Raw genomic sequence first — 23,044 nt, 5'->3', positions numbered from 1 at the left:
TCGGGCCGCCTCAGGGATGGGCATGTTGGTGTTATGTCCATTCCTCGTGACCAGCGCTGAGCATGTCCCGTGGCAGCGAACGAGTCCCACCAGCCCCTGGGATTCAGTCCTGGCTGCGGAGACCCGGATCCTTCTGCAGCCCGGTCAGGCCATTCCAGGCCAGGTTCACGAGGTGCGCGGCGACTTCGCGTTTGTCCGGGGTGCGGCTGTCCTGCCACCACTGGCCCGTCATCGCGACCATCCCCACGAGCATCTGGGCGTACATGGCCCCGTCCGCGGGGCTGAAGCCGCGGCGGGCGAGCTCATCCTCGAGGATGTGCTCCACCCTGGCCGCCACCTGCGAGAGCAGCGTGGAGAACGCCCGTTCCGGCTGGGGCGGCGGTGCGTCGCGCATGAGGATGCGGAAGCCGTCGGTCCGGTCCTCGATGTAGGTCAGCAGGGCAAGGGCGGCCCGTTCCACGAGGACGCGCGGCTTGGCGTCCTCGGCCAGGGCATCGTTGATGGAGGCCAGCAGGATGTGGAACTCCTTTTCCACCACCTGCGTATACAGGCCTTCCTTGGAGCCGAAGTGCTCGTAGATCACCGGTTTGGAGACGCCCGCGGAGGCGGCGATTTCCTCGATGGTGGTGCCGTCCAGGCCGCGGACAGCGAAAAGCCCCCGGCCGATACCGATCAACTGCGTGCGCCGCTGCGGGCCCGTCATACGGGGCCGGGCAACGTGGCCGGGGGCACGCGCGGGCCTGCCGTTGCCGCCGTCCGCCCCGCTGGATGCCCCTGCACTCTTGATCACTGCACCATCATGCCCTACCGACCGGCGGGGCCGGCCCCGCCCCCGCACCCGCCCCCGCACGGGCCGCCCGCACCGGCCAGCCGCCCTACGGTGCCGCCGCACGCGGCTGCGTCGGGCCGCACCGGGCCGTCACCGGCCCCCGCCACCGCACCGGCCCGCCGCCCTTCTCGCGGCGCTGAGTCGCACGAGCGTCAACCTTCGTGGCAGAATTGGTTCTCGTGCCACAGGTCAAGCCCGGCACGGTCCGCTCTGGTGTAATGGCAGCACCCCGGCCTTTGGAGCCGTGGAGTATAGGTTCGAGTCCTATGGGCGGAACTGGCGAGACACACTGCGCAACCAAGCAAGGAGAGCCAATACGTGAGCCCCGAGAACACTGGCCCAGCCGCCGTGATTGTCCTAGCTGCAGGGGCCGGTACCCGGATGAAATCCCGTACCCCAAAAATTCTCCATGAGATCGGCGGCCGCTCCCTGGTCGGCCACGCGCTCCAGGCCGCCCGCAGTATCCACCCCCGCGAACTGGCCCTCGTGGTTCGGCATGAACGCGACCGCGTGGCCGCGCACGTCTCCGCCCTCGATCCACAAGCCCTGATCGTGGACCAGGATGATGTGCCCGGCACCGGCCGTGCGGTCGAAGTCGCACTGGAAGCGCTCGACGCCGAAGGCCCGTTGTGCGGCACAGTCGTTGTCACGTACGGCGACGTCCCCCTGCTCACCGGCGAACTGCTCGCCGAACTCGTCGCCGCCCACGAGGTCGAGGGCAACGCCGTCACCGTCCTGACCGCCGTGCTCGAGGACGCCACCGGCTACGGTCGCATCCTCCGTGCCGACGACGGAACCGTCACGGGAATCCGCGAGCACAAGGACGCCACCAGCACCGAACGCGAAATCCGTGAGGTCAACTCCGGCATCTACGCCTTCGACGCCGCCGTGCTCCGCGACGCGCTGGTCCACGTCACCACGGACAACGCCCAGGGCGAGAAGTACCTCACCGATGTCCTGGCCCTGGCCCGCGCCGCGGGCGGCCGCGTCGCCGCCGTCGTCACCGAAGACCGCTGGCAGGTAGAGGGCGCCAACGACCGCGTCCAGCTCTCGGCGCTCGGAGCCGAACACAACCGCCGCATCATCGAAGCCTGGATGCGCGCCGGTGTGACGGTCGTGGATCCCGCCACCACGTGGATCGACGCCACGGTGACGCTCGACGAGGACGTCCGCCTCCTGCCCAACACGCAGCTGCACGGTGCCACCACGGTGGCGCGCGACGCCGTCGTCGGCCCGGACACCACGCTGACCGACGTCACCGTGGGGGCGGGCGCGAAGGTGATCCGCACGCACGGCTTCGGCTCCACGATCGGTCCGCGCGCCAGCGTGGGCCCCTTCACCTACCTGCGCCCCGGCACCGTCCTGGGCGAGACCGGCAAGATCGGCGCGTTCTACGAAACCAAGAACGTCACGATCGGCCGCGGCTCCAAGCTGTCCCACCTCGGCTATGCCGGGGACGCGGAAATCGGCGAGGACACCAACATCGGCTGCGGCAACATCACCGCCAACTACGACGGCGAAAAGAAGCACCGCACGGTGATCGGCTCGGGTGTGCGCACCGGTTCCAATACCGTGTTCGTCGCCCCCGTCCGCGTGGGCGACGGCGCCTACAGCGGTGCCGGCGCGATCATCCGCCAGGACGTCCCGGCCGGGGCCCTTGTCGTCTCCCTGGCCAGGCAGCGGAACTCCGAAGGCTGGGTCCCGGCCAACCGCCCCGGTTCCGTCTCCGCCGCCCTGGCGGAGTCCGCCGGCGCCGTGTCCGCCGGCGCCGTGGGCGTCGCCCCAACATCCTCCACTACTCCGGCACCGACAGAAGAGGGCTAGCAATCATGAGCGAAATTACGGCACACGGCGAGAAGAAGCTGGTGCTGGCCGCGGGGCGCGCGCACCCTGAGCTGGCGAAGGAGATCGCGAAGGAGCTGGGCACCGAACTGCTGCCCCTGGACGCCTACGACTTCGCCAACGGCGAGATCTACGTGCGGGCCGGCGAGAGTGTCCGAGGCACCGACGCCTTCGTGATCCAGGCCCACCCGGCCCCGTTGAACAACTGGCTCATGGAACAGCTGATCATGATCGATTCGCTCAAGCGGGCCTCCGCCAAGCGCATCACCGTCGTGTCCCCGTTCTACCCCTACGCCCGCCAGGACAAGAAGGGCCGCGGCCGCGAGCCGATCTCGGCACGCCTCGTCGCCGATCTGTACAAGACCGCCGGCGCCGACCGCATCATGAGCGTGGACCTGCACACCTCGCAGATCCAGGGCTTCTTCGACGGCCCCGTGGACCACCTCATGGCCATCCCGCTCCTGGCCGACTACATCCGCACCCGCGTCGGCTCGGACAAGGTCACGGTCGTCTCGCCGGACACCGGTCGCGTCCGCGTCGCCGAGCAGTGGGCCGAGCGCCTCGGCGGCGCGCCGCTGGCCTTCGTGCACAAGAGCCGGGACCTCACCGTGCCCAACCAGGCCGTCTCCAAGACGGTCGTCGGCCAGATCGAAGGCCGCACCTGCGTCCTGATCGATGACATGATCGATACCGGCGGAACCATCTCCGGCGCCGTCCAGGTGCTCAAGAACGCCGGCGCCAAGGATGTCATCATCGCCGCGACCCACGCGGTGTTCTCCGATCCGGCAGCCCGCCGGCTGTCCGAATCCGGCGCCCGCGAGGTAGTGGTCACCAACACCCTGCCGATCACCCCGGACAAGCGCTTCCCGCAGCTGACCGTGCTGTCCATCGCACCGCTGATCGCCCGCGCCATCCGCGAAGTGTTCGACGACGGCTCCGTCACCAGCCTGTTCGACGGCCAGGCCTGAGCCGGCCGGCGCAGGGCCCGGATTTAGAAACCGGGCCCTGCGCTGGTAGCCTTGTACCGAAACCTTGGCGAGGGAGAGCGCCGGTATCCGTATATTCCGTATATACGGGCAACCGGCCGCTGGTCTCCGTTATCGACTGGGTCTGAATCTCCTTCTGAAGGGCAGCTGCACAGCAGCCCGGCGTTGAAGGTCGCAAACAGACCTCCGCCCTTGCTGAACACCGTTTAGTCCCACAGCTTGAAATCCCACGAGGAGATATCCATGTCTGAGCACAAGCTCGCAGCAGAAGTCCGCACCGAATTCGGCAAGGGCTTCGCCCGCCGCGCCCGCATGGCCAACCTGATCCCGGCTGTCATTTACGGCCACGGCGCAGAGCCGATCCACATCACCCTGCCGGCGAAAGCCACCACCCTGGCTGTCCGCACCGCCAACGCCCTGCTGACCCTGGACATCAACGGCGAGCAGCACCTGGCCCTCGTCAAGGACATCCAGCGCAACCCGATCAAGCAGATCATCGAGCACCTCGACCTGCTGACCGTCCGCACCGGCGAGAAGGTCACCGTTGACGTGCCCGTCCACCTCAGTGGCGAACTGGCTCCGGGCAACGTCCACAACCTGGAAATGACCACCGTCTCCCTCGAGGCCGAGGCAACCCACCTGCCGACCGCCATCGAGGTCAGCATCGAAGGCCGCAGCGCCGGCGAGCACATCCACGCTTCCGACCTCGTCCTGCCGAAGGGCTCCACCCTGCTGGCCGACCCCGAAGCACTCGTTGTCAACATCTCCGAGTCTGTCGAAAACGTCGAAGAGGGCGAAGAGGGCGAAGCGGCTGCCCCGTCAGCCGAAGCAGCAGCCGAGTAATTCCGGCGATTTTACCGGTGGCCGGGTCCCTCTGGGGCCCGGCCGCCGTCGTCTCTGACGTCGTCGTATCCCACGCCGCAGCCCGGAGCCGGCGGCCCCGCCTGACACGTCCCGCCTGACCGTCCCACCCTGCCGCGTCCCACCGAAGGACTGATCCATGACCGACACCTGGCTGATCGTAGGCCTTGGCAACCCCGGATCCGAGTACAGCCACAACCGGCACAACGTCGGCCAGATGGTCCTGGACGAACTCGCCTCCCGCGTCGGCGGCGGCTTCAAGTCGCACAAGTCGCGCGCCCAGGTCCTCGAAGGGCGCCTGGGCATCGGCGGACCCCGGATCGTGCTGGCCAAGCCGCTGTCCTACATGAACGTCTCCGGTGGCCCCGTCTCGGCCCTGGCCCAGTTCTACGGCATCGACCCCGACCACGTCATTGCCGTCCACGACGAGATCGACATCCCCTTCGACACCGTGCGGCTCAAGATCGGCGGCGGCGAAGGCGGCCACAACGGACTCAGGGACATCTCCAAGGCCCTGGCCACCAAGGACTACCTGCGCGTGCGGGTGGGCGTCGGGCGTCCGCCCGGCCGGATGGAGACTGCGGACTTCGTCCTGCGCGATTTTTCCGCCCCGGAGAAGAAGGAACTGCCCTTCCTCATCGACTCAGCGGCCGACGCCGTCGAAGTCCTGGTCAGGGACGGTCTGCTCGCCGCCCAGCAAAAATTCCACCCGGCCAAGGCCCCTTAGACGCGGCCCGAACCTAAACGCAGCCAAAGCGCGCCCAACGCAGCCGTCGCGGCTCCCTGGCAGGCGCCGGGCGGTTTAGTTGCATCCGCATTACGGGTTTCCTTTCCAAGCTTTCGGCATTCCAGCTATGATCTGTCTACTCTCATGTCGGGGGATAGGGATACGCTACTTCTAAGTGGGCAGTCCGGGGTTGCTGTCTGCAAAGCGGTACGAAGGAAACTACATGTCGAGGGAATCGCTGGGCTGGGGGAATGTTTCCACTACATTGGCACCCGCCGAAGAAGAACATGCTGCCGGTCCGGTCACGAGGCACGGGTGGTCCGGTTTGGCGCGGAACGCTGATGCCGAGCGTGTCCGCCGCGAACTGCTGGCGCCGGACCGGATGGGCGTTGTCATCACGGGCGACCGGGGTGTGGGCAAGACGCTCGTCGGCCGGACTGCTCTCGCGGGATTCGGCCCCGAGGTGTACACCATCCAGCTCCGCAGCTCGGGTCCGGGTTCGGCAACACCGTACGGTTGCCTGGCTTTCACCCTTGCGCGGCTCCCGCAGAGCTCCCTGGGCTCGCCGACCGCCATCCTGCACGGCATTACCTCGCTGATCCGCGACGACGCCGCCGGCCGCCAATGCGTAATCCTCCTCGACAACGCCGGGGCCCTTGACGAACTCAGCACCGGCGTCCTGCTGAACCTGCTGCAGACCCGGACCGCCCGGCTGATCGCAACGGCCCAACGCACAACAGACCTTCCGCCAGACTTCTACTGGCTCATCACCTCGGGCCAGCTGGCCGAGGTCCGGCTCGCCAACCTCACCGAACTCGAAACGCTGGAGGTCCTGCAGTCAGCCTTGGGCCATCGGGTCTCGACGGCCCTGGCGAGCCAGCTGCACCAGCTGGTCGGTGGCAGCCCCACACTCCTGCAAGCCGTCGTGTCGGAACAAATCGAACGCGGAAACCTGGTCTTGTCCGGATCGGTATGGACACTGGTTGATGAGGTCGTGCTGGACGGCCGGACGGCGCTGGAAGACATTGTCCGGGCCAGGTATGCCCGGGAAACGCCCGAGGCCCGGGAGGTAATTGACGTCCTCTCATGCGCCCGGACCCTGCCCCTGTCCCGGCTCGCCAGGATGTACAGCCCCGGCGTTATTGCCGACATGGAAGAGGCCGGCCAGATCGTCGTCGACCGCACGGACCGGCACCTCGTCACGCTGGGCGACCGCTACCTCGGCGACATTGTCCGTAACTGGCTTAGCGTGGAGCGCCGGCTGGAGCTCCGGGACAAGGTCCCCGGGCACCAGGAACATGAGCTGAACGAGCTGACTGTCGAGGACCTGCTGGCCTACGCGGCGTGGACCCACGACTGCAACGCCCAGCTGGCACCCGCCCACGCTGTGGCGGCTGCCAGCGCCGCCGTCAAGCTCTTCGACCCGAAGTTTGCCCTCAAATGCGCCGGCAGCCTGTCCCCAGCGGACCCTGAGTGGGTGGAGGGGCAACTCCAGAAGTCGGCGGCCTACCTCCAGCTCGGGCTGCCGCTGCAGGCCATGTCCGCGCTGGACGATGTCTCCGAACGGCAGGTCAACGACCTCGCGGCCGAGAACTTCGCCGAATTCATTGCGGCGAAAGCTGACTGCATGGCCTGGCTGGAGGGCCGCTCCGGCCAGGTCCCCGAGCTGCTCCGGCAGGCCAGGGTCCGGCTCCAGGACTTGAGCCTGGACGAGCCGCCCGCCGCCCCGGCGGCACTTTCCCGGGCGGCGCTGGCCCTGGATCTCTGCGAGTTCAACTACTTCTCCTTCATCGGGGATTTCGAGCCCATGATGGAGCGGCTCACCACCGCGGCCACCACAGACGTCCCGGGCGCCGATCCCGTGCACCGGCTCAGATCGGCCATCATCCTGATGGAGGCCTGGTCCCTGACCGGCCACGAACTCGATGCCCGCAAACTCATGCGGGAGATCGGCGGACAGCTGGGCGAGTGGTCCAACGTGCCGCGCATCCGCGAAAACTTCGCCTGGCGCTCCTTCAATGTGCTGCTCCTCTCCGGCCTGTGGCGCCAGGCCATCGACATGCTCAAGGACGCGAGCGGCCGGGCAGGGCACGGGCTGCATTCCGGCAGCGCCGCCACCGACCTCGCCGTCGGGCTCGCCTACGTTTATGCCGGCCGCGGCTACATGGCACTGGATCCGCTGCTGGCCGCGATCGCCCAGCTGGAGGTCCGGGCGAGCCTGCAGTCCCTGCGCCAGGCCTACGCTGCCACCGCATTCGCCTACGCCCAGACCGGCAACTCGGTCCAGGCCACGATCTACCTGGACCGGGCCCGCTCGGCTGACGGTCCGGCCCGCTTCACTGTCAGCAGTTCCACGGAGTTCTGCCTGGACATGGCCTCCCGGTGGCTCGGTGACCCCGAGGCCAAGGACAGGCTGGTACGGTCCGCGGAGGCGCATTTCCGCAAGGGCCGCCACACCCTCGCCGGAATCTGCATGTTCGGCGCCACCGTCAACGGAACCGTCAAGGATTTCCTTTTCATGGAGGAAATCGCCGGGCTGCGGCAGGGGCCGCTTGCTGAGATGTCCCGCACGGTCGCCGTCGGCAGCCGGAAGAAGGACGCAGCGATCATGCTCGAAGCCGCCGAGCAGGCTGCGAACCTCGAACTGGACGCTGTCCAGGCCAGGTGCGCGGCGCTCGCGTTCGACTTCGCGAAGGGTGCCGGACTGACCGCCAGCGCCAACGCCGCGTACAGCATGCTCGAGAGCCTCTCGGAGTCCGTTCCGGCGCTGCCGGTCATGCCGCGCAACAAGGGGCCGCTGCTGACGGAACGGGAGCGGCAAATCGCCACCCTGGCCGGGAACGGGGTCTCCAACAAGGACATTGCCCTGGAAGTGGGCATTTCCGTCAGAACTGTGGAGGGCCACCTGTATCAGGTGTTCACGAAACTCGGCGTTTCTTCGCGAAGTGATCTGCTTGGACTCATCTAGGGGGCCGGCGGGAAACCCCGGAACGGCGCCTACCCGCGCCTTGACCGGGAGGTCGGAAGATTTGATGTCGGCAGTGGAGGCCCTCCAGGGCGGCAGCCATGTGGCCGTGTTCGTCCTCGGCGACAGCGGGATGGGCAAATCCAGGCTCATCGAAGCCGTGGTGGCTGAGCTGGGCGCCGAGGTGACGCCTGTGCCGATCCACGGCAGCGCGTCATTGACCAAGGTGCCTTACGGTGTCCTCGGCCCCTTCATCGTGGGACTGCCGGTCCAGGAAGCAACATCGCAGCTGGCCGTGTTGCGGACGCTGTGGGCGCACCTGGAAGAGCAGAAGCGCGTCACCCAGAAACCCCTGATGCTGGTCGTTGACGACGCCCACGACCTCGACGAGGCGACGGCCGGAATCCTGGCGGAGCTGGCCGCGGCGGGGTGGGCCAAACTGCTCGTGGGCGCGGCCGCCCGGCCCGGACTGCCGGAACCGCTCCTGCAGCTCTGGTTTGAAGGCATCGCCGAACGGCACGACCTCCGCCCCCTCACCCTCGCGCAGACCACAGAGATGCTGGAGGGTGAACTGGGCTCACAGGTGTTGCCGAACGTCGCCGAGATCCTCTGGGAGGCCTCCGGCGGCAACCCGATGCTCCTCAACGGGCTCCTCGACGACGCCAAGAACGACGGCACGCTGCTGCGGCGCAACGGTGTCTGGTTGTTCACCCGGCACCTCAACAGCCACGGCGACCGGCTGACCGACGTCGTGCGCCGTCAGCTGCTGCTGCGCTCGCCGGAAGAACGTCAGGCCTTGAACCTGGTGGCGCTGGCCGAACCGGTATCCAGGGAACTGATCGAGTCTGTGGCCGGCGAAGAGGCCGTGGGATCTTTGATCGACAGCGAACTGATCCGCGTGACGGACCCCGTAACCGGAGAGCTGCGGCTGTGGCATACCGTGTACGGCGACACCCTGCGGAACCTGATCTCGCCGGCGAGGAGCCTGCAGCTGCGGCAGAGCCTGCTGCGCAAGATGGACAGCGAGCCGACGTCGGCCGAAGGGCTGCTGCGCCACGTGAGCTGGTCGATCGAATGCGGTGCGGAGGTCGAGGACCGGCAGCTGCTGCGGGCCGCGGTGCTGGCCAGCCGGCTCTACGAGGATGAGCTCGCCCGGAAGGCTGCCGCACTGGTCAAGGATCGGGAACTGCAGATGGCGGCCCGTGCCGTGATAGCGCGGACCCGCTACAACTCCTCCGACTACGTTGCGGCGCGGGACATCCTCGACGCCGATTTCGGCAAGGGCAACACCGTCCCCGGCCTCCTGGCCGGATCGCTCCTGTGGGCCGCGGTGATGTCGGCGCTGGGCCACACGCCGGCAGAGATCATGAAACGGGCACAGGTGCTCCAACGTGCCGCCGAACGACTCGCCGCGGCCCGGCCGGACGACGCCGAAGCCATTCAGCATGCCACAAAGGAGCGCCTGGACACCATGGAAGCCATGGTCCTTGCGCTGGCGGGCGAGTACGCGGCGGCCCCTGCCGAGGAGGCGGATGCCGCCAGCCGGCCGGCGGCGAACACGCTGGAAAAGGCGTTCCGGCTCTGTCTCGACGCGGAGCGGCTCCTGGCCGGTGGCAAGGGAGTGAGCGCCCTTGCCGTGATGTCCCGGGCAATCGAGGCCGCCGGAGCCGATCACGATGAGCTGTACTTCCTCACCGACTTCCTGGTGGTCCGTTCCGCCGCCGCCGCAATCCACTCCGGGGACTGGCAGGGGGCCGAAACGCTCCTGACCGGCTTTGTGGCCGGATCCGGGCCCAGCCTGATTTCCTTTGGCGGTGGAGTGCACGCGGCCCACGGCATCATCCTGCTCTACCAGGGCAAGGCTGCCCAGGCCCTGAATACCCTCAGTGCCGCGCTCGAAGCCCTGCGGTTGACCGACCCCCAGCAGCTGTTCGCCCTCACAGCGGCCATGGCGTTCGCCGCGGCCGCCGAAGTCGGTGCCCAGACGAAGGCGGAGCTTCTCCTCGCCGACTTCGAGGCCGCCCCCGCGGCTTTGCCGCGGTTCATGCGCTCGCTGGCCGCGATGGCCGTGGTTTACGGAAAAGCCCGGCTCGGGAATTACCCCGGCGCCATCGCGGAACTGAAGCGGCTCGGACACCCGGACCCGGACATGGACACCTCCGGCCTCGAACTCGACGCGCTGGCCTTTTGCCTGGCCCTGGGTGACACGGACTCGGCACCGAGGCTGCTCGAACTCCGGGCCGGGCTTGAGGGCCCACGGCCTGCCGCGATCTGCGCCTACGCCGCAGCCATCAGCACGGACAACGCCGCAGACCACCTTGAGGCCGCGAAAACCTGTGAAGCTGCCGAACTGTGGACCTTTGCCGCCCTGGCCTACGACGCAGCGGCGCACGCCTACCGGGCCGCGGGCGACACCCTGAGGGAGCGCATGGCGAACTCCCAGCGGAAGCGATGCCTGGACCGGGCCGACGACCTCCCCGGTGAGGAGGCGGCCAAGAGTGATGACTCGCTCGGCATACTGACCCGCCGCGAGCGCGACATTGTGGCGCTGGCGGTACGCGGCCTCACCGACCGGCAGATTGCCGCCGAGCTCCAGGTGTCCGTGCGCACGGTTGAAGGCCACCTCTACCGCAGCTACGCCAAGCTCAACGTGAAGGGCCGGGAGCAGCTTCCAGGTATCGGCGGACGCTAGCGGAGAAGCAGCCGGACGCCAGCGTACAGCAGCCGGCCGGGGCTGCTTAGGGCCGTGTTGGGCGGCCAGCGGGGGCCTGGGCTGGGCCGATTCTCCGGTTTCCGGGACGCTACGGTCAGGGACACGTGAAGCGGGATTCCGACTACTTGGTTTGGACCCTGCAGGGGTGCGGGTCCAACTGAGTACAGCTACGTAGAGCGGCCTGAATACTCGCTGCGTAATCGAGTACTACTTACGCATACCTAAAATACGCGCAGTCCCTACCGTTGAGGTATCACCGCTCACACTTTGATTGCGAAGGTCTCTCATATGTTCCAGCAAGACGCCGGCTTGCCTGCGGGCAGCGGCCAGACAGAAGCTATCTTTCCGGCGCAAAGAAACGGATATGGCCGGCACAAAGACAAACCCTTCACCCGCCAGCAGGTCGTTGCCGACATCGTTGAGACCCTGACGTCGGGGTCCGGCTGCGGTATTGTCCTGGTGGGCGACCACGGGGCCGGCAAGTCTTTCATCGCCCAGCGCGCCCTTGAACAGCTCGGAGACGAGTACCTGGTAGTCCAGGTCAGGGGCAGCTCGATTTCCTCCAAGCTTCCCTATGGGGCACTGAGCGTTCTGCTCAACGACCTCGACGCCTCCCACCTCGAGCACCCCCTGATGGTGCTGCGCGGACTGACCCAGCTGCTTCACAACAAATCCGAGGGGCGGCGAGTCGTCCTCTTCGTGGACAACGCCCATGACCTCGACGAACTCTCGAGCATGATGGTGGCCCAGCTGAGCGCCGGGGCCCACGTCACCCTGCTGGCGGCGTGCGTGGACATGCCCCACGTCGGCGGCGACATCATGGGCCTGTGGAAGGATGACCTGCTCCGGCGGGTAGACCTTGGACCGTTCGACTTCGCAGAGACGGCAGCAACACTGCATCACGAATACGGCGGCCGTTTCTCCCTGACCGCCGCCCGGGCGCTCTGGAGCGCGAGCGGAGGCAACGCCCTGTTCCTCCATTCCCTCGCCCGGGAACAGATCAAGCTGGGCACAGTGCTCCGCCAGGACGGCGTATGGTTCCTGGGCAACGGCCCCATTGCCCTGACCGGCGAGATCCGGGACGTCGTGAAGGCACGCCTGAACCGGCTTGGCACCGGCCAGCGCGACGTCTTTGAATTGCTGGCCCTTGCCGGGTCGGTTTCTCTGCAGACGCTCATGCTGATCGCCAACCCCCAGGACATGGATGCGCTCCAGGAGCGGGCCCTGATCCGGGTCACCCATGACCATCCGCCGATGGTGAGCGTCGCCAACCCCGTGACGGCCGGAATCGTCGCCAGCGTAGTCCCGCCCGGCCGCAGCGCCGAACTCCGCCGCCGGCTCACGGCCGTGCTCCAGGACTCGGACGCCTTGGACGCCGGCGGCGCGACCGGCGTCGCCTGGGCGCTGGACTGTGGAGAGCAGGTGCGCCCGGAAGTGGCGCTGGCCGCGGCCCACACCGCGAACAGCGAGTCCGACCCCGCGGCCGCGCTGCGGTTCATCCAGGAGGCGGAAGGAAGCGAAACCTCTGTCCTGACGGCTATCGAATCGGTGAATGCCCATATTTTGGTGAATAACGCGGAGTCCGCGCGTCGGGTCCTGGAGGCGCTGGATGAGGCCGCCTGCCGGGACCTTTCTGTGTCCGACTGGACGGCCCTGCAGCTCCTGCGCGCAGAGCTGGAAAAGCGCAGCCCGGCCCCGGGAGCCGATCCTATGGCCAGGCTGCGCGAGCTCGCGGAGCGGCTGGCGGCAGAACCGGAGCAGCACAGCCGCGCGGTGCGAGCGGGCCGCGAGCAGCTGCGCCTGGCCGAGGCCGAGCTCGCCGCATTCCAGGGACGCTACGCCGATGTCCTGGCCGCGACCGAGCACGTGGACACAACGGACCTGGGCAGCGAACTGCGCCTCGTGACCGCCAGTGTGCGCTGCGAGGCCCTGGCCGTCACTGGCAACGTCGTGTCGGCACTGGCCCTGGGAAAGCAGGTCCTGGCGGCCACAGCGAACCTGCACCTCACGGACCGGGCGGTTCGGGAGATCAGGGGCAGGTTCCTGCTCCTGCTCCTGGTCTCGGCAAAGTTCCGGGAGGCATCCGTTTATCTTGACGAGACCTACGGCGGCATCGAACCGCAGACCCGGCTCGGCGGGATGTTCGAGATTGGGCACGGGGTCATTGACCTGCACGCCGGGCACTTGGACGAGGCCCTGTCCCGGCTCCAGGCCGGCAGGTGGCAGCTCCGGGCGCAGGACCCGGATGCTTTGACCGGCCTGGCCACGGCAGTCTGTGCCTATGCCGCCGCCCTCCAGGGCGAAGAGGAGACGGCCGGCCTCCTGCTGGGCGACCTTGACCAGCCGCGGCCGCCCGCGGCGTGGCTGGCAGAACGGCTCACACGTTATTTCGAACTCTCAGCCCAGGCCGAGCTCGGCCAGCGGGCAGCATCCATCCGCGCCCTGGCAGCCGAGGCGGAGAACGACACCGAATCCTCGGCCGTGGCTCCGGCGCTCCTGTTCCAGTCCGCCGCCACCAGGTTGGGAGACCGCCAGATGGGCCACAAGCTCGGCAGTCTCGGCGGCCGGGTGAGCGGGCAGTACGCGGCCCTGTGCTCGCGGCTGGCCGAGGGCATGCGGGAGGCCGACAGCGAACTCTTGCTGGCGGCGTCCAAGGACGCCGACGCGTCCGGCAACGCCGTCTTCGCCCGGGATGCGGCCCGGAAGGCCGTCAGCTGCGCGAACGACGCCGGCAACCGGATCGCACTGCGGATCGCCCAGCGGGCGCAGCAGTCGCTCGATGACAAGTTCGGCAGTCCCAAGAACGGTCTTCACTCGCTCACAACCTCGACCCTGACGGCGAGGGAATGTGAAGTGGCCGTCCGGGCCGCTGCCGGCACGTCGAACCGCAAGATCGCGGAACAGATGCACGTGTCGGTCCGCACCGTGGAGGGACACCTCTATCAGGTGTACTCGAAGCTGCATGTCGCCAGCCGATCGGAACTCAAAGATGTCATCTCAACTCCGGCAGACAGCGCCCGGCTCGGCTGACCCCGGCAGAATCCGGGCGGCTTCCCCGTCGGCATTCCGGGAAAGGCAACAGGCGGCAGGAAGAACCGGCAATGGAAAGCCTGGCTGAGACCGCCCCGCTGATCGAGCGGTCAACACTGCTCAAGGATCTGGTGCGTTGCCTGCGCGACGACACCCGCTCAGGTGCGATCGTCGTCGGCGGGGCAGGGACGGGCAAGACCGCCGTCGTCAAGGCCGCCCTCCGCGAACTCGGGCCCCGCAGCCACGTGATCCGGCTGACGGCCACCCCGGCCCTGGCCGCCGTTCCCTTTGGCGCACTGGCACCGTATCTGTCCGGGCTTCCCGACCGGGAACTCGACTCCTATGCCGCCGTCGTGGAGGCAATGGCCGGCAGCCTCAGAGCTGAGGCGGACCGCCCTCTGTTCGTCGTCGACGACGCGCATTGCCTCGACCACGGGACCGTCCGGCAACTCGCGCAGGCCGCAGCCACCGGCGCAGCGGGCATCCTGGCGACCTGCCTGCCCGGGCCGATGATCCCGGAAGAGTTCCTCTCCCTGTGGGACGACGGAATTATTGCCAAGTTCGATCTTGCCCCGCTCAGCCGGACTGGAACCCACCAGCTGTGCGAACAGGTCCTGCGGGCCGACGTCTCGCCGTGGGTCAGCGCGGTGTTTCATGACGCCGCCGACGGGAACCCGCTCATGCTGATGTCCCTGATCCAGCATGCCCGCACCACAGGCGCACTGGGCTGCCGGCACGGAGTATGGTTCCTCCTGGCGAACCCCGACATGGCCCGGGTTCCGGCCGCCGACGTCGTTGACCGGCAGCTGCGCTCCATGACGCCGGAAGAAAAGACCGCAGCCACAATCGTGGCCCTGGCAGGACCACTCTCCCTGGCCCAGATCCTGCGGATCAGCGGGCCCAAAGCCGTTGATGCGCTCGACACGGCCGGAATAATCGCCGTCTCCGCCGGGCACGACCGGCTCGTCCGGCCCGCCAGCCCGATAGTTGGCGAGATCATCCGCCACCGGGTCCCGGCCGGCCGCAGTTCCGCCCTGCGCTCGAGCGTGCTGTCGCTTCCCTCAGAACGTGCCTCAGTGCCGGGAGCGGATCTGAACCGGCTGCGCTGGTCCCTGGACTGCGGCGTGGAGATCCCTCCTGTCCAGCTGCTCCGCGCCGCTGTCGGCGCGAACACGGCCCTGGATCCCGCGACAGCTGCACGCGCCGCCGGCGCCATAAGGGACCCCCGTTTCCTCTCCGAGGCCCGCATCCAGCTCGCCTATTCCCACTTCATTGCCGGGCGCCCGCAGGCCGCTGTGGTGTGCCTGGAGTCGGCGCGGCCGGTGCGGCCCGGACGGCCGTCCTATCTGGCTGCCCTGCTCGCCGCCCGGCTCGGGGCCGCGACGCTGGCCCGGGATGCCGTGACTTCCACGCACGGTCCCGGACGTGCCCCGGAGGAGCAGCTGGAGGGCGGCGCCGCCGCTGCTGGACTGGCCGCAGAGCTCCTGGGCCGCACGTGGGACGGCAGGTTCACGGCCGTCGGAACCGGGCTGCGCGACTTGGTCGAGACCACCGGAACCCCTCCCGAAATCCGCGTCCCGGCAATTTCTCTCCTCGCCGAACTACTGACCGCGCAGGGCCAGCTGCGGACCGGCCTGCGCCTGGACGGGGAAGCATGGAACGGCGCCCGCAGCGGGAGCCTGGGGCTTCCGCTGGTGTTCGAGGACCTTGTGGTGCGCCACTGCCTGAACCTGATCCGGGCCGGTGACTGGGACGGGCTCGGCCGGGTCCTCGACGACTACGCGGCCCGCGAGCCGGGACGGCTGCTGTACAGCGGCGGCATGCTCCACCTCATGCGGGGATACTCGAGGCTGCGCCAGGGCAGGATGCGCGAATGCCTGACCGAAGTGCGGCTGGGCGTGGAGGAACTTGCCATCGCCGACCCCTTGAACCTGCTGCCGTTTGCACACGCCGTGGCAGCCTACGCGGCTGCCGCCGTCGGACGGCATTACGAGGCCAGCCAGCATTGCCTGGCTTTCCGGCTTTCGGTCTACCGGGAGCCCAAAACCCTTCGCCTGCTGGCGGAGGCGTATTGTCGGGCGGCAGAGCCCGAGGGCGCCCCGGACCAGGGCGGCGCATCGGCCCTGGCACTGCTGGCGGACGAGGCACTGCACGAGGGCCTGCGGGGCGTTGAAACCGACATCAGGCGGCTCGCGATCCGCGGTGGCGACGTCTCCGAGGCCGAGGCCGAGGCCCTGGCCCTGAGCAGCCGGGCAGTGGACGGCCCGGAGGCGCGCCTGCTGGAATCCTACGCGCTGGCGGTATCGGCGTCGGACGCTGCCGACCTCATTGGCATCAGCGACGACGCGCTCGGCGGCGGGCACGGGCTCCTGGCCCTTGAAGCCGCCCAGCAGGCCGAACGGATCCTGGCAGATGACCCGGACCGGTGGAGGCTCACCGCGGTCCAGCGCAGGGTCCATCACCGGCTCGTTGAGGCCGGCATGTCGGCGCAGCTGGAGATCGTCCACAGCGATCACGACGCAGCGCTGACCGGCCGCGAAGCCGAGGTCTTGGATCTTGTCTCCCGCGGCGCCACGAACGCCGAGATCGCCTCGGCGCTCTGCGTATCGCAGCGGACCGTGGAGGGGCACCTGTCACGGATCTTCGCCAAACTCGGTGTCGGCCGGCGCGCGGACCTGCTGGGCTACAGCTCCCTGAACCCCGAACCGTGAACTCGAATCCCGAACCTGACACCTGAACCTCGAACCCCCAACCTGAACCCTGCGCTCCGGAACTACTGACCGGCAGCGGCGGCGGCTGCGTACAGCCCGGGTGGCCCGGGGGACCGGCGGGAGTATCCCCAAGTAGTGCTGTCGCAAGCGCGCCGACAGAAGTCGGGTAAACGCTACTCGTGTGCAGATCCGGTCCCGGGGCTTGACTTAAGTCAGTCCCACGAACAACTCACAAAGGTCTCAAAATGAGGAACTTCAGGGCGGTAATTGACCGCGGGTATGACCTGCAGGGAAGTTTGGTCCCTCAAACCATCTTGCTTGCTGAGGCAGCCACTGCCACCATTAGAGGTGGTCGTGTCCTAACCTCCCTTCACCGAACTCCTTCATTGGAATCGTACGGTGCCGCAACCGGCAACCGTGCGCCAAGGTCGGAGCCGGCGGCGTCAGAGCCTTCTGAGACCGAGGCTCTCCCCCCAGCCGCCGCCGGCTCCCTTAACCGGTCTGTTCGCGGGCCCGCGCCGACGAAAAGCGCGGACCCGAAATGAGCGCCGTCGATGAGCGCCGCAGGGGGTACCGGTCGCCGGGGAGCCGTTTGACCGGCCGGCCAGCGCCAGTGCTGGCCACGAGCGCCGGTTCGCTTGGCCAGCCTTGGACCGCCGCCCCGGCCGTGGGCCACGACGACCCAGCCGCCGCTGGTGTCGACTCAGGGAAGTCCTGGGCCAAACGCTATCGTCGCTGGCTCCGGCTCACGGACACCGCCATTGTGGCGATCGCCGTCGCGGCCGCCTACGCTTTCCGCCTCGACTTAGGCGAGCCCATTCTGTCCCGCGGCGTGGACAGCGGCTCGTACTTGGTCGCGAGCCTTGCCATCCTCCTGGTCTGGGTCCTGGCGCTTGAAGTGCACCGCACCCGCGAAGAGACAGTCTTGGGAATCGGCTCCGAGGAATACAAACGGGTCCTTGACGCGACCCTGAGCGTGTTCGGCGGCATCGCGATCATGGTCATCCTCCTGGGAATCGATGTGGTCCGCAGCCACTTCGCCCTCGCACTTCCGGCCGGTGCCCTGCTGCTGTTAGTCAACCGCTGGCAATGGCGGGCCTGGCTGAACCGGCAGAGGCTCTTTGGCCACTACCTTTCCAAAGTGATCGTCGTGGGGGAACCCGCGGACGTCGAATACGTGATCCGGCAGTTCGGAAAAGTTTCCGGGGCCGCCTACGAAGTCGTGGGGGCCGCCTTGCCGGCCGGCTACACCGAGAACCACCTGAAAATTTCCGCCGAACGGGTTCCTGTACTGTGCGACGTCGACTCGGTTGCAGGAAAGGTCATAGAAACAGGGGCCAACGCCGTGGTGGTGGCCGGACCGCTCCAGGGCGGCACCCGGTCCATCCGGCAGCTGGGGTGGGCCCTGGAAGGCACCCGGGCAGGCCTCGTCCTGGCCTCGAGCCTGACCGACGTCGCAGGTCCCAGGATCCACTGGCGGCCCGTCGAAGGCCTGCCCCTCATGCACGTGGAACTGCCGCGGTTCACCGGCGGCAAGCACACGCTCAAACGGCTCGTGGACATCGTGGCATCAGCGGCGGCCCTGCTGATCCTCTCACCCGTGCTTTGCGCCCTGGCCTGGATCATCGTCCGCGACAGCAAAGGGCCGGTGTTCTTCCGCCAGGAACGGGTGGGACGCAATGGCGAGCGGTTCAAGATGATCAAATTCCGCTCCATGGTCACCACCGCGGAACAGGACCTGGCAGCGCTGCAGGACCGCAACGAGGCGGCGGGGCTGCTTTTCAAGCTCAAGAACGATCCCCGGATCACTACCTGCGGTCACTGGCTCAGGAAGTATTCGCTCGACGAGCTGCCGCAGTTCTGGAACGTCCTCAAGGGCGACATGAGCCTGGTGGGGCCACGGCCGCCGCTGCCCGGTGAAGTCGCGGGCTACGAGGGGGATGTGAGCCGGCGGCTCCTGATCAAGCCAGGCATTACGGGTCTGTGGCAAATCAACGGACGGTCCACTCTGGGCTGGGACGAGAGCATCCGCTGGGACCTCTACTACGTGGAGAACTGGTCACTGACCGGCGACATCATGATCCTCTGGCGAACGCTCAGAGTCATTCTTCATCCGGTGGGGGCCTACTAAACGCACTATTCGCATTATTCGCACTACACACCGGTACTGGGCCGGCGTCAAACGGGAAGGCAGCAGAACACAATGGGTCTCAAAATTGGATATGCCCCGGGGGCTTTTGACCTGTTCCACATCGGGCACCTGAACATCCTCAAGCACGCCAAGAGCCAATGCGACTACCTGATTGCCGGGGTCGTGGCCGACGAAATCCTGGGGCAGGTCAAGGGCAGGCTGCCTCTGGTCCCCCTCGCCGAGAGGATGGAAATCGTCGCCAGCATCGGCTACGTGGATAAGGTCTTCGCCGAAGTTGTCCCGGACAAGCTCCAGGTCTGGGAGGAACTGCGTTTCAACGTCTTCTTCAAGGGCGACGACTGGAGGGGCACAGCGAAAGGCGACCGGCTGCAGGCGGCCTTTGGCGCCGTCGGCGTCGAGGTCATCTACTTCCCGTACACCGTGCACACCTCCAGTTCGGCCCTGCGCACGGCCCTGGAACTGATCAACCAGTCCGCCTCGCCGTCGCAGCTCAGGCAAGGAGCGAGGCGGTGAGCGGCCTGCACGTCGCCATGGTGGGGACGCGTGGTGTCCCGGCCCGCTACGGCGGCTTCGAAACCGCCATCGAGGAAATCGGCCAGCGCCTGGTGCAGCGCGGCCACCGCATCACCGTCTACTGCCGCGACACGGGGGACGGCACGGACAAGCCCTCCGAGCACCTGGGCATGGAACTGGTGCACCTCCCGGCGATGCGCAAACGGTCCCTGGAGACATTGAGCCACACCGGACTGTCGGTCGCCCATCTGCTCCGGCACCGGCCGGATGCGGCAATCCTCTTCAACGCCGCCAACGCACCCTACCTGCCGGTTTTCCGGACGGCGGGCATCCCGGTGGCCACCCACGTCGACGGGCTGGAATGGAAACGCGCCAAGTGGGGCCAAGGCGGCCGGAAGTACTACCTCGCCGTGGAACGGCTCGCCGTTAAGCTCTCGGATGCGCTGATCGCCGACGCCGTCGGGATCCAGACCTACTACCGGCAGAAATTCGACGCCGACACCGTTTACCTCGCGTACGGCGCACCGCTGCTGGCCGAGGGCAACGCGGACAAGCTCGGGCAACTGGACCTCAAACCGCAGGCATACCACCTGGTGGTGGCCCGCTTCGAGCCGGAGAACCACGTCCACATGATTGTGGACGGGTTCGTCCGCAGCGGGTCGCAGCTGCCGCTCCTCGTCGTGGGTTCAGCGCCGTATTCGAACCGCTACACGAGCGCCGTCCACGCCCTGGCCGACGCCAGGGTCCGCTTCGTCGGCGGGATCTGGGACCAGGAACTGCTGGACCAGCTGTACGCCAACGCACTCGTGTACTGGCATGGCCACTCGGTCGGCGGAACGAACCCCTCGCTTCTGCGGGCCATCGGCTCGGGAACGGCCACCAACGCGTTCGACGTCGGCTTCAATCGTGAGGTCCTGGAAAGCTCCGGCCGATACTTTTCGGATCCAGAGGATGTAGCCGGGCTGGTCGCGGACGCCGAGCGCCCCGGCTCCGATGTGACCGCGCGGGGAGAACAAGCGCGGCTGATCGCGCACCGCTACAACTGGGACCTGGTCACCGACGGCTATGAGGAGCTCTGCCATGACCTCGCCCGCCTGCGGGCGCATTCGGCCCGCGGCGCCTACCGGCGGCCTTCAGCCCCGGCCTCGGCCCAGCAAATCTTAGGAGCGGGCCAGTGACTGCCATCGATTCGCACGTGGAGAGTGCCGCCGCCGGCTATTGGGACACCGTGAGGGCCCTGTCGGTGGGGCAGAAAACCGCCGCGCGCAGCGCACCGGCGTATTCGCGCTACATCAACCGCCGGCTGGGACGGCTCCTGGCTGCGGCCGCGATGCAGGCAGGGCTGGGCCCGAACGCGGTGACAGTCATCAGCGCGGCCTTCACCTTCGCCGGGATCGCCCTGCTGATGATCTTCCCGCCCTCCGGCGCGCTGGGCATCGGTGTGGCGCTGTGCCTCGTGGTCGGCTACGCCTGTGATTCGGCCGACGGCCAGGTGGCCAGGATGCGGGGCGGCGGGTCGCCCGCGGGGGAATGGCTGGACCACATGGTCGACGCCGTGAAGACCTCCACAATGCCGCTCGCGCTCGCCGTCGGACTCTATCGCTTTGGCGCCGTGGACCGGTGGTGGCTCGTGGTTCCCCTGGGTGCGGCAATCGTGTCCGCCGTCCTGTTCTTCGGCATGATCCTCACCGAACAACTCCGGCGCCAAAGCGGACGGGTGTCCGTGGCGGACCCCGGCGGGCGGTCCTGGATCCGTTCGCTGCTGGTGATCCCGATGGACTACGGCGTCCTCTGTCTGTCCTTCATCAGCTACGGCGTGCTGCCCGTCTTCCTTACCGTCTACACGCTGATCTTCGCCGCCACAGCCGGGTTCCTCGTGCTCGCGTCAGTGAAGTGGTTCCGTGAACTCTCCGCCGTCCAGCCGATATCCCGTCCGGCAGAGCAGCCCGTCACGAAGGGAGACCGGCCATGAACAAGCAGGCCAACACCCCCGCGGACAAGCCCCGGATGACCAGCCGCCGCACGCGCCTGGTGGCGACGTCGCTCGGAGTCTCCGCGCTCCTGGCTATTGGCGGCGTCGCGTGGGCGTCAGGGCTTAACTATTCCGCCGGGAACGCTGCGGCGCCGGAGGCCCGGCCGGACAGCACGGCCGGCGCCCCCGCCCACCCCGCCAACACCCAGCAGGGGGCCGCCAGCCCCGATACCGCCCGGCAGGGCAGCGCCAGCACCGCCGCCGCCCCCGGAACGCTGGACCCGGCGGCCGTCCCCGGCGCACGGCCGACGGCGACGAAACCGTCCGGCCCGCCCGAGGTCAACCCGGCCCCCGTGGACCGGAAGGGCAAAACGGACCAGGAGCTCGCGGCGATCGCGCAGCCCACGGCCGCCCCGGTGGAGCTGACAGCCAAGAAAACCGTCAAAGGTGGCGTGTCGGCGACCATCACAGACATGACGGCCGTCCAGGGCGTGGCAACCGGCATCGGCGAAGTGGCCGGACCCGCCGTGCGGTTCAAAATCAGCGTGGTCAACAGCACCGCGGCGCCGCTCGCGCTTGACCGGGCGCTCGTAGATGTCAGCTACGGCAAGGACGATGCCCCGGCGAGCCAGCTCAGCGGACCGGACCCCGCGCCCTTCCCGGCCAGCGTCGCACCCGGGGCCACCGGCGTCGCAGTGTTCATCTTCGCCGTGCCGCTCGACGCGCGGGATACCGTGACGATCCACTTCAACCTGGAAGCCGAGACGCCCATTGCGACGTTCGCCGGCCGTGCCCCGGCCGGAAACAAGCCATGACACCGGCACCGGGCGGCCCGCCGGTCTCTGCTCCCCGCCGGATGGTCCGGCGGGCACGCAAGTTGGGCAAAGGGCTGCGGGCCGCCAGCGCCGTGGCTTACCTGCAGGTCCGCAACCTGGTGGCACGCGGGCCCGTCACCGGATCCGCGCCGGTGGTCGTCTCCCTGACGAGTTACGGTGACCGGATCCGCACGGTGTCGCTCGGGGTGGAATCGATTGCCCGCGGCACGGTGCGGCCGCAGCGCCTTGTGCTGTGGCTGCAGTCGCCTGAAGACATCGCGGCGTGCCCGGCGTCACTGCGGCGCCTTGAACGCCGCGGCCTGGAAATCCGGGCGGCATCCAATGGCGGAGCGTCCAATTACGGACCCCACACCAAGTACTACCCCTACGTTTCATCCGTGCCACGGCACACCGTGCCGCTCGTGACGGCCGACGACGACATCGTCTACCCGGCGAAGTGGCTGGCGCTGCTGGTGGACGCCGGCGAGCGCCACCCCGGCACCGTGGGCGCGTACCGGGTCAGCATCATGGGGATCGAGGGGGGCCAGGTATCCGGCTACTCGACCTGGCCGTGGGCCCGTGACACGGCCGTGCGGGCGGGAAACTTCGCCACCGGCGTGTCCGGCGTCATCTACCCGCCGGCGATGCTGGAGGCGCTGCGGCTGCGCGGGGACGGCTTCCTGACCTCGTGCCCGCGCGCGGATGACATCTGGCTGAAGTGGGTGGCCCTGCGCGCCGGAATCCCGGTGCGCCAGATCGGGCCAGTGCCCCGGCACTTCCCGATCATTCCTGGCAGCCAAGGCCAGAGCCTCATGAGCACAAACGTGGGAGAGAACCAAAACGATCACTGCATTCGAGGCCTCTTTTCGGCCGAGGATGTGGCCGCGCTGGGTGCCAGCACGGTCAGTCATCAACCGAACTAAGGGGA

15 protein-coding genes and 1 tRNA gene are annotated in these 23,044 nt (G+C 68.0%); 15 read left to right on the top strand and 1 reads right to left on the bottom strand.

The window, feature by feature from the left end; all coding sequences use genetic code 11:
• Window positions 1-103 precede the first annotated feature (103 nt).
• Window positions 104-703, bottom strand: a complete 600-nt coding sequence (locus tag AC1D2F_RS08270; RefSeq protein ID WP_229995035.1) for a TetR/AcrR family transcriptional regulator — start codon at window positions 701-703, stop codon at window positions 104-106.
• Window positions 704-1,033: 330 nt separating this feature from the next.
• Between AC1D2F_RS08270 and AC1D2F_RS08265 the strand changes: the two genes are divergently transcribed.
• The 15 genes from AC1D2F_RS08265 to AC1D2F_RS08195 all read left to right on the top strand — a co-directional run bounded on the left by AC1D2F_RS08265 (window position 1,034) and on the right by AC1D2F_RS08195 (window position 23,039).
• Window positions 1,034-1,105, top strand: a tRNA-Gln gene (locus AC1D2F_RS08265).
• Between the two features lie 42 nt (window positions 1,106-1,147).
• Window positions 1,148-2,653 (top strand): bifunctional UDP-N-acetylglucosamine diphosphorylase/glucosamine-1-phosphate N-acetyltransferase GlmU, encoded by a 1,506-nt coding sequence (gene glmU / locus AC1D2F_RS08260; RefSeq protein WP_476966534.1) that lies wholly within the window; start codon window positions 1,148-1,150, stop codon window positions 2,651-2,653.
• Between the two features lie 5 nt (window positions 2,654-2,658).
• Window positions 2,659-3,639 carry a ribose-phosphate diphosphokinase gene (locus AC1D2F_RS08255; protein WP_026537748.1) on the top strand — a complete coding sequence of 327 codons (981 nt, stop codon included), beginning with the start codon at window positions 2,659-2,661 and terminating at the stop codon, window positions 3,637-3,639.
• A gap of 261 nt (window positions 3,640-3,900) precedes the next feature.
• Window positions 3,901-4,500, top strand: coding sequence for a 50S ribosomal protein L25/general stress protein Ctc (locus AC1D2F_RS08250; protein WP_476966533.1), 600 nt, complete (start codon window positions 3,901-3,903; stop codon window positions 4,498-4,500).
• A gap of 157 nt (window positions 4,501-4,657) precedes the next feature.
• Entirely contained in the window at window positions 4,658-5,245 is a 588-nt protein-coding gene (gene pth, locus AC1D2F_RS08245) for an aminoacyl-tRNA hydrolase (protein ID WP_229995026.1), read from the top strand.
• A 223-nt stretch (window positions 5,246-5,468) separates the two neighbouring features.
• Window positions 5,469-8,213 (top strand): LuxR C-terminal-related transcriptional regulator, encoded by a 2,745-nt coding sequence (locus AC1D2F_RS08240; RefSeq protein WP_476966532.1) that lies wholly within the window; start codon window positions 5,469-5,471, stop codon window positions 8,211-8,213.
• Window positions 8,191-10,902 (top strand): helix-turn-helix transcriptional regulator, encoded by a 2,712-nt coding sequence (locus AC1D2F_RS08235; protein WP_476966531.1) that lies wholly within the window; start codon window positions 8,191-8,193, stop codon window positions 10,900-10,902. Before AC1D2F_RS08240 ends, AC1D2F_RS08235 begins: the two co-directional genes overlap by 23 nt.
• 309 nt (window positions 10,903-11,211) lie before the next feature.
• Window positions 11,212-13,953, top strand: a complete 2,742-nt coding sequence (locus tag AC1D2F_RS08230; RefSeq protein WP_476966530.1) for a LuxR C-terminal-related transcriptional regulator — start codon at window positions 11,212-11,214, stop codon at window positions 13,951-13,953.
• 71 nt (window positions 13,954-14,024) lie between these two features.
• Complete coding sequence (locus tag AC1D2F_RS08225) at window positions 14,025-16,664, top strand: helix-turn-helix transcriptional regulator (protein WP_229995030.1); 2,640 nt, start codon at window positions 14,025-14,027, stop codon at window positions 16,662-16,664.
• A 541-nt stretch (window positions 16,665-17,205) separates the two neighbouring features.
• On the top strand, window positions 17,206-18,795 hold the full coding sequence (locus AC1D2F_RS08220; protein ID WP_229995031.1) for a sugar transferase: 1,590 nt from the start codon (window positions 17,206-17,208) through the stop codon (window positions 18,793-18,795).
• Between the two features lie 72 nt (window positions 18,796-18,867).
• Window positions 18,868-19,329: an FAD synthase family protein gene (locus AC1D2F_RS08215; protein ID WP_229995032.1), complete on the top strand. Its 462-nt coding sequence runs from the start codon at window positions 18,868-18,870 to the stop codon at window positions 19,327-19,329.
• Between the two features lie 5 nt (window positions 19,330-19,334).
• Window positions 19,335-20,507, top strand: a complete 1,173-nt coding sequence (locus AC1D2F_RS08210) for a DUF1972 domain-containing protein (protein ID WP_364747516.1) — start codon at window positions 19,335-19,337, stop codon at window positions 20,505-20,507.
• Window positions 20,504-21,301 (top strand): CDP-alcohol phosphatidyltransferase family protein, encoded by a 798-nt coding sequence (locus AC1D2F_RS08205; RefSeq protein ID WP_229995033.1) that lies wholly within the window; start codon window positions 20,504-20,506, stop codon window positions 21,299-21,301. Before AC1D2F_RS08210 ends, AC1D2F_RS08205 begins: the two co-directional genes overlap by 4 nt.
• Complete coding sequence (locus tag AC1D2F_RS08200) at window positions 21,298-22,116, top strand: hypothetical protein (protein ID WP_364747261.1); 819 nt, start codon at window positions 21,298-21,300, stop codon at window positions 22,114-22,116. The genes AC1D2F_RS08205 and AC1D2F_RS08200 overlap by 4 nt, the downstream gene beginning before the upstream one ends.
• The gene (locus tag AC1D2F_RS08195) at window positions 22,113-23,039 is read left to right on the top strand and encodes a hypothetical protein (RefSeq protein WP_229996221.1); all 927 of its coding nucleotides are present in this window, start codon (window positions 22,113-22,115) and stop codon (window positions 23,037-23,039) included. Before AC1D2F_RS08200 ends, AC1D2F_RS08195 begins: the two co-directional genes overlap by 4 nt.
• The last annotated feature ends 5 nt before the right edge of the window (window positions 23,040-23,044 follow it).

The organism is Arthrobacter sp. P1_B3, from assembly GCF_056406615.1.
Note: the sequence above shows the minus strand (reverse complement) of the source record. Positions and strands in the feature narration are given on the sequence as shown.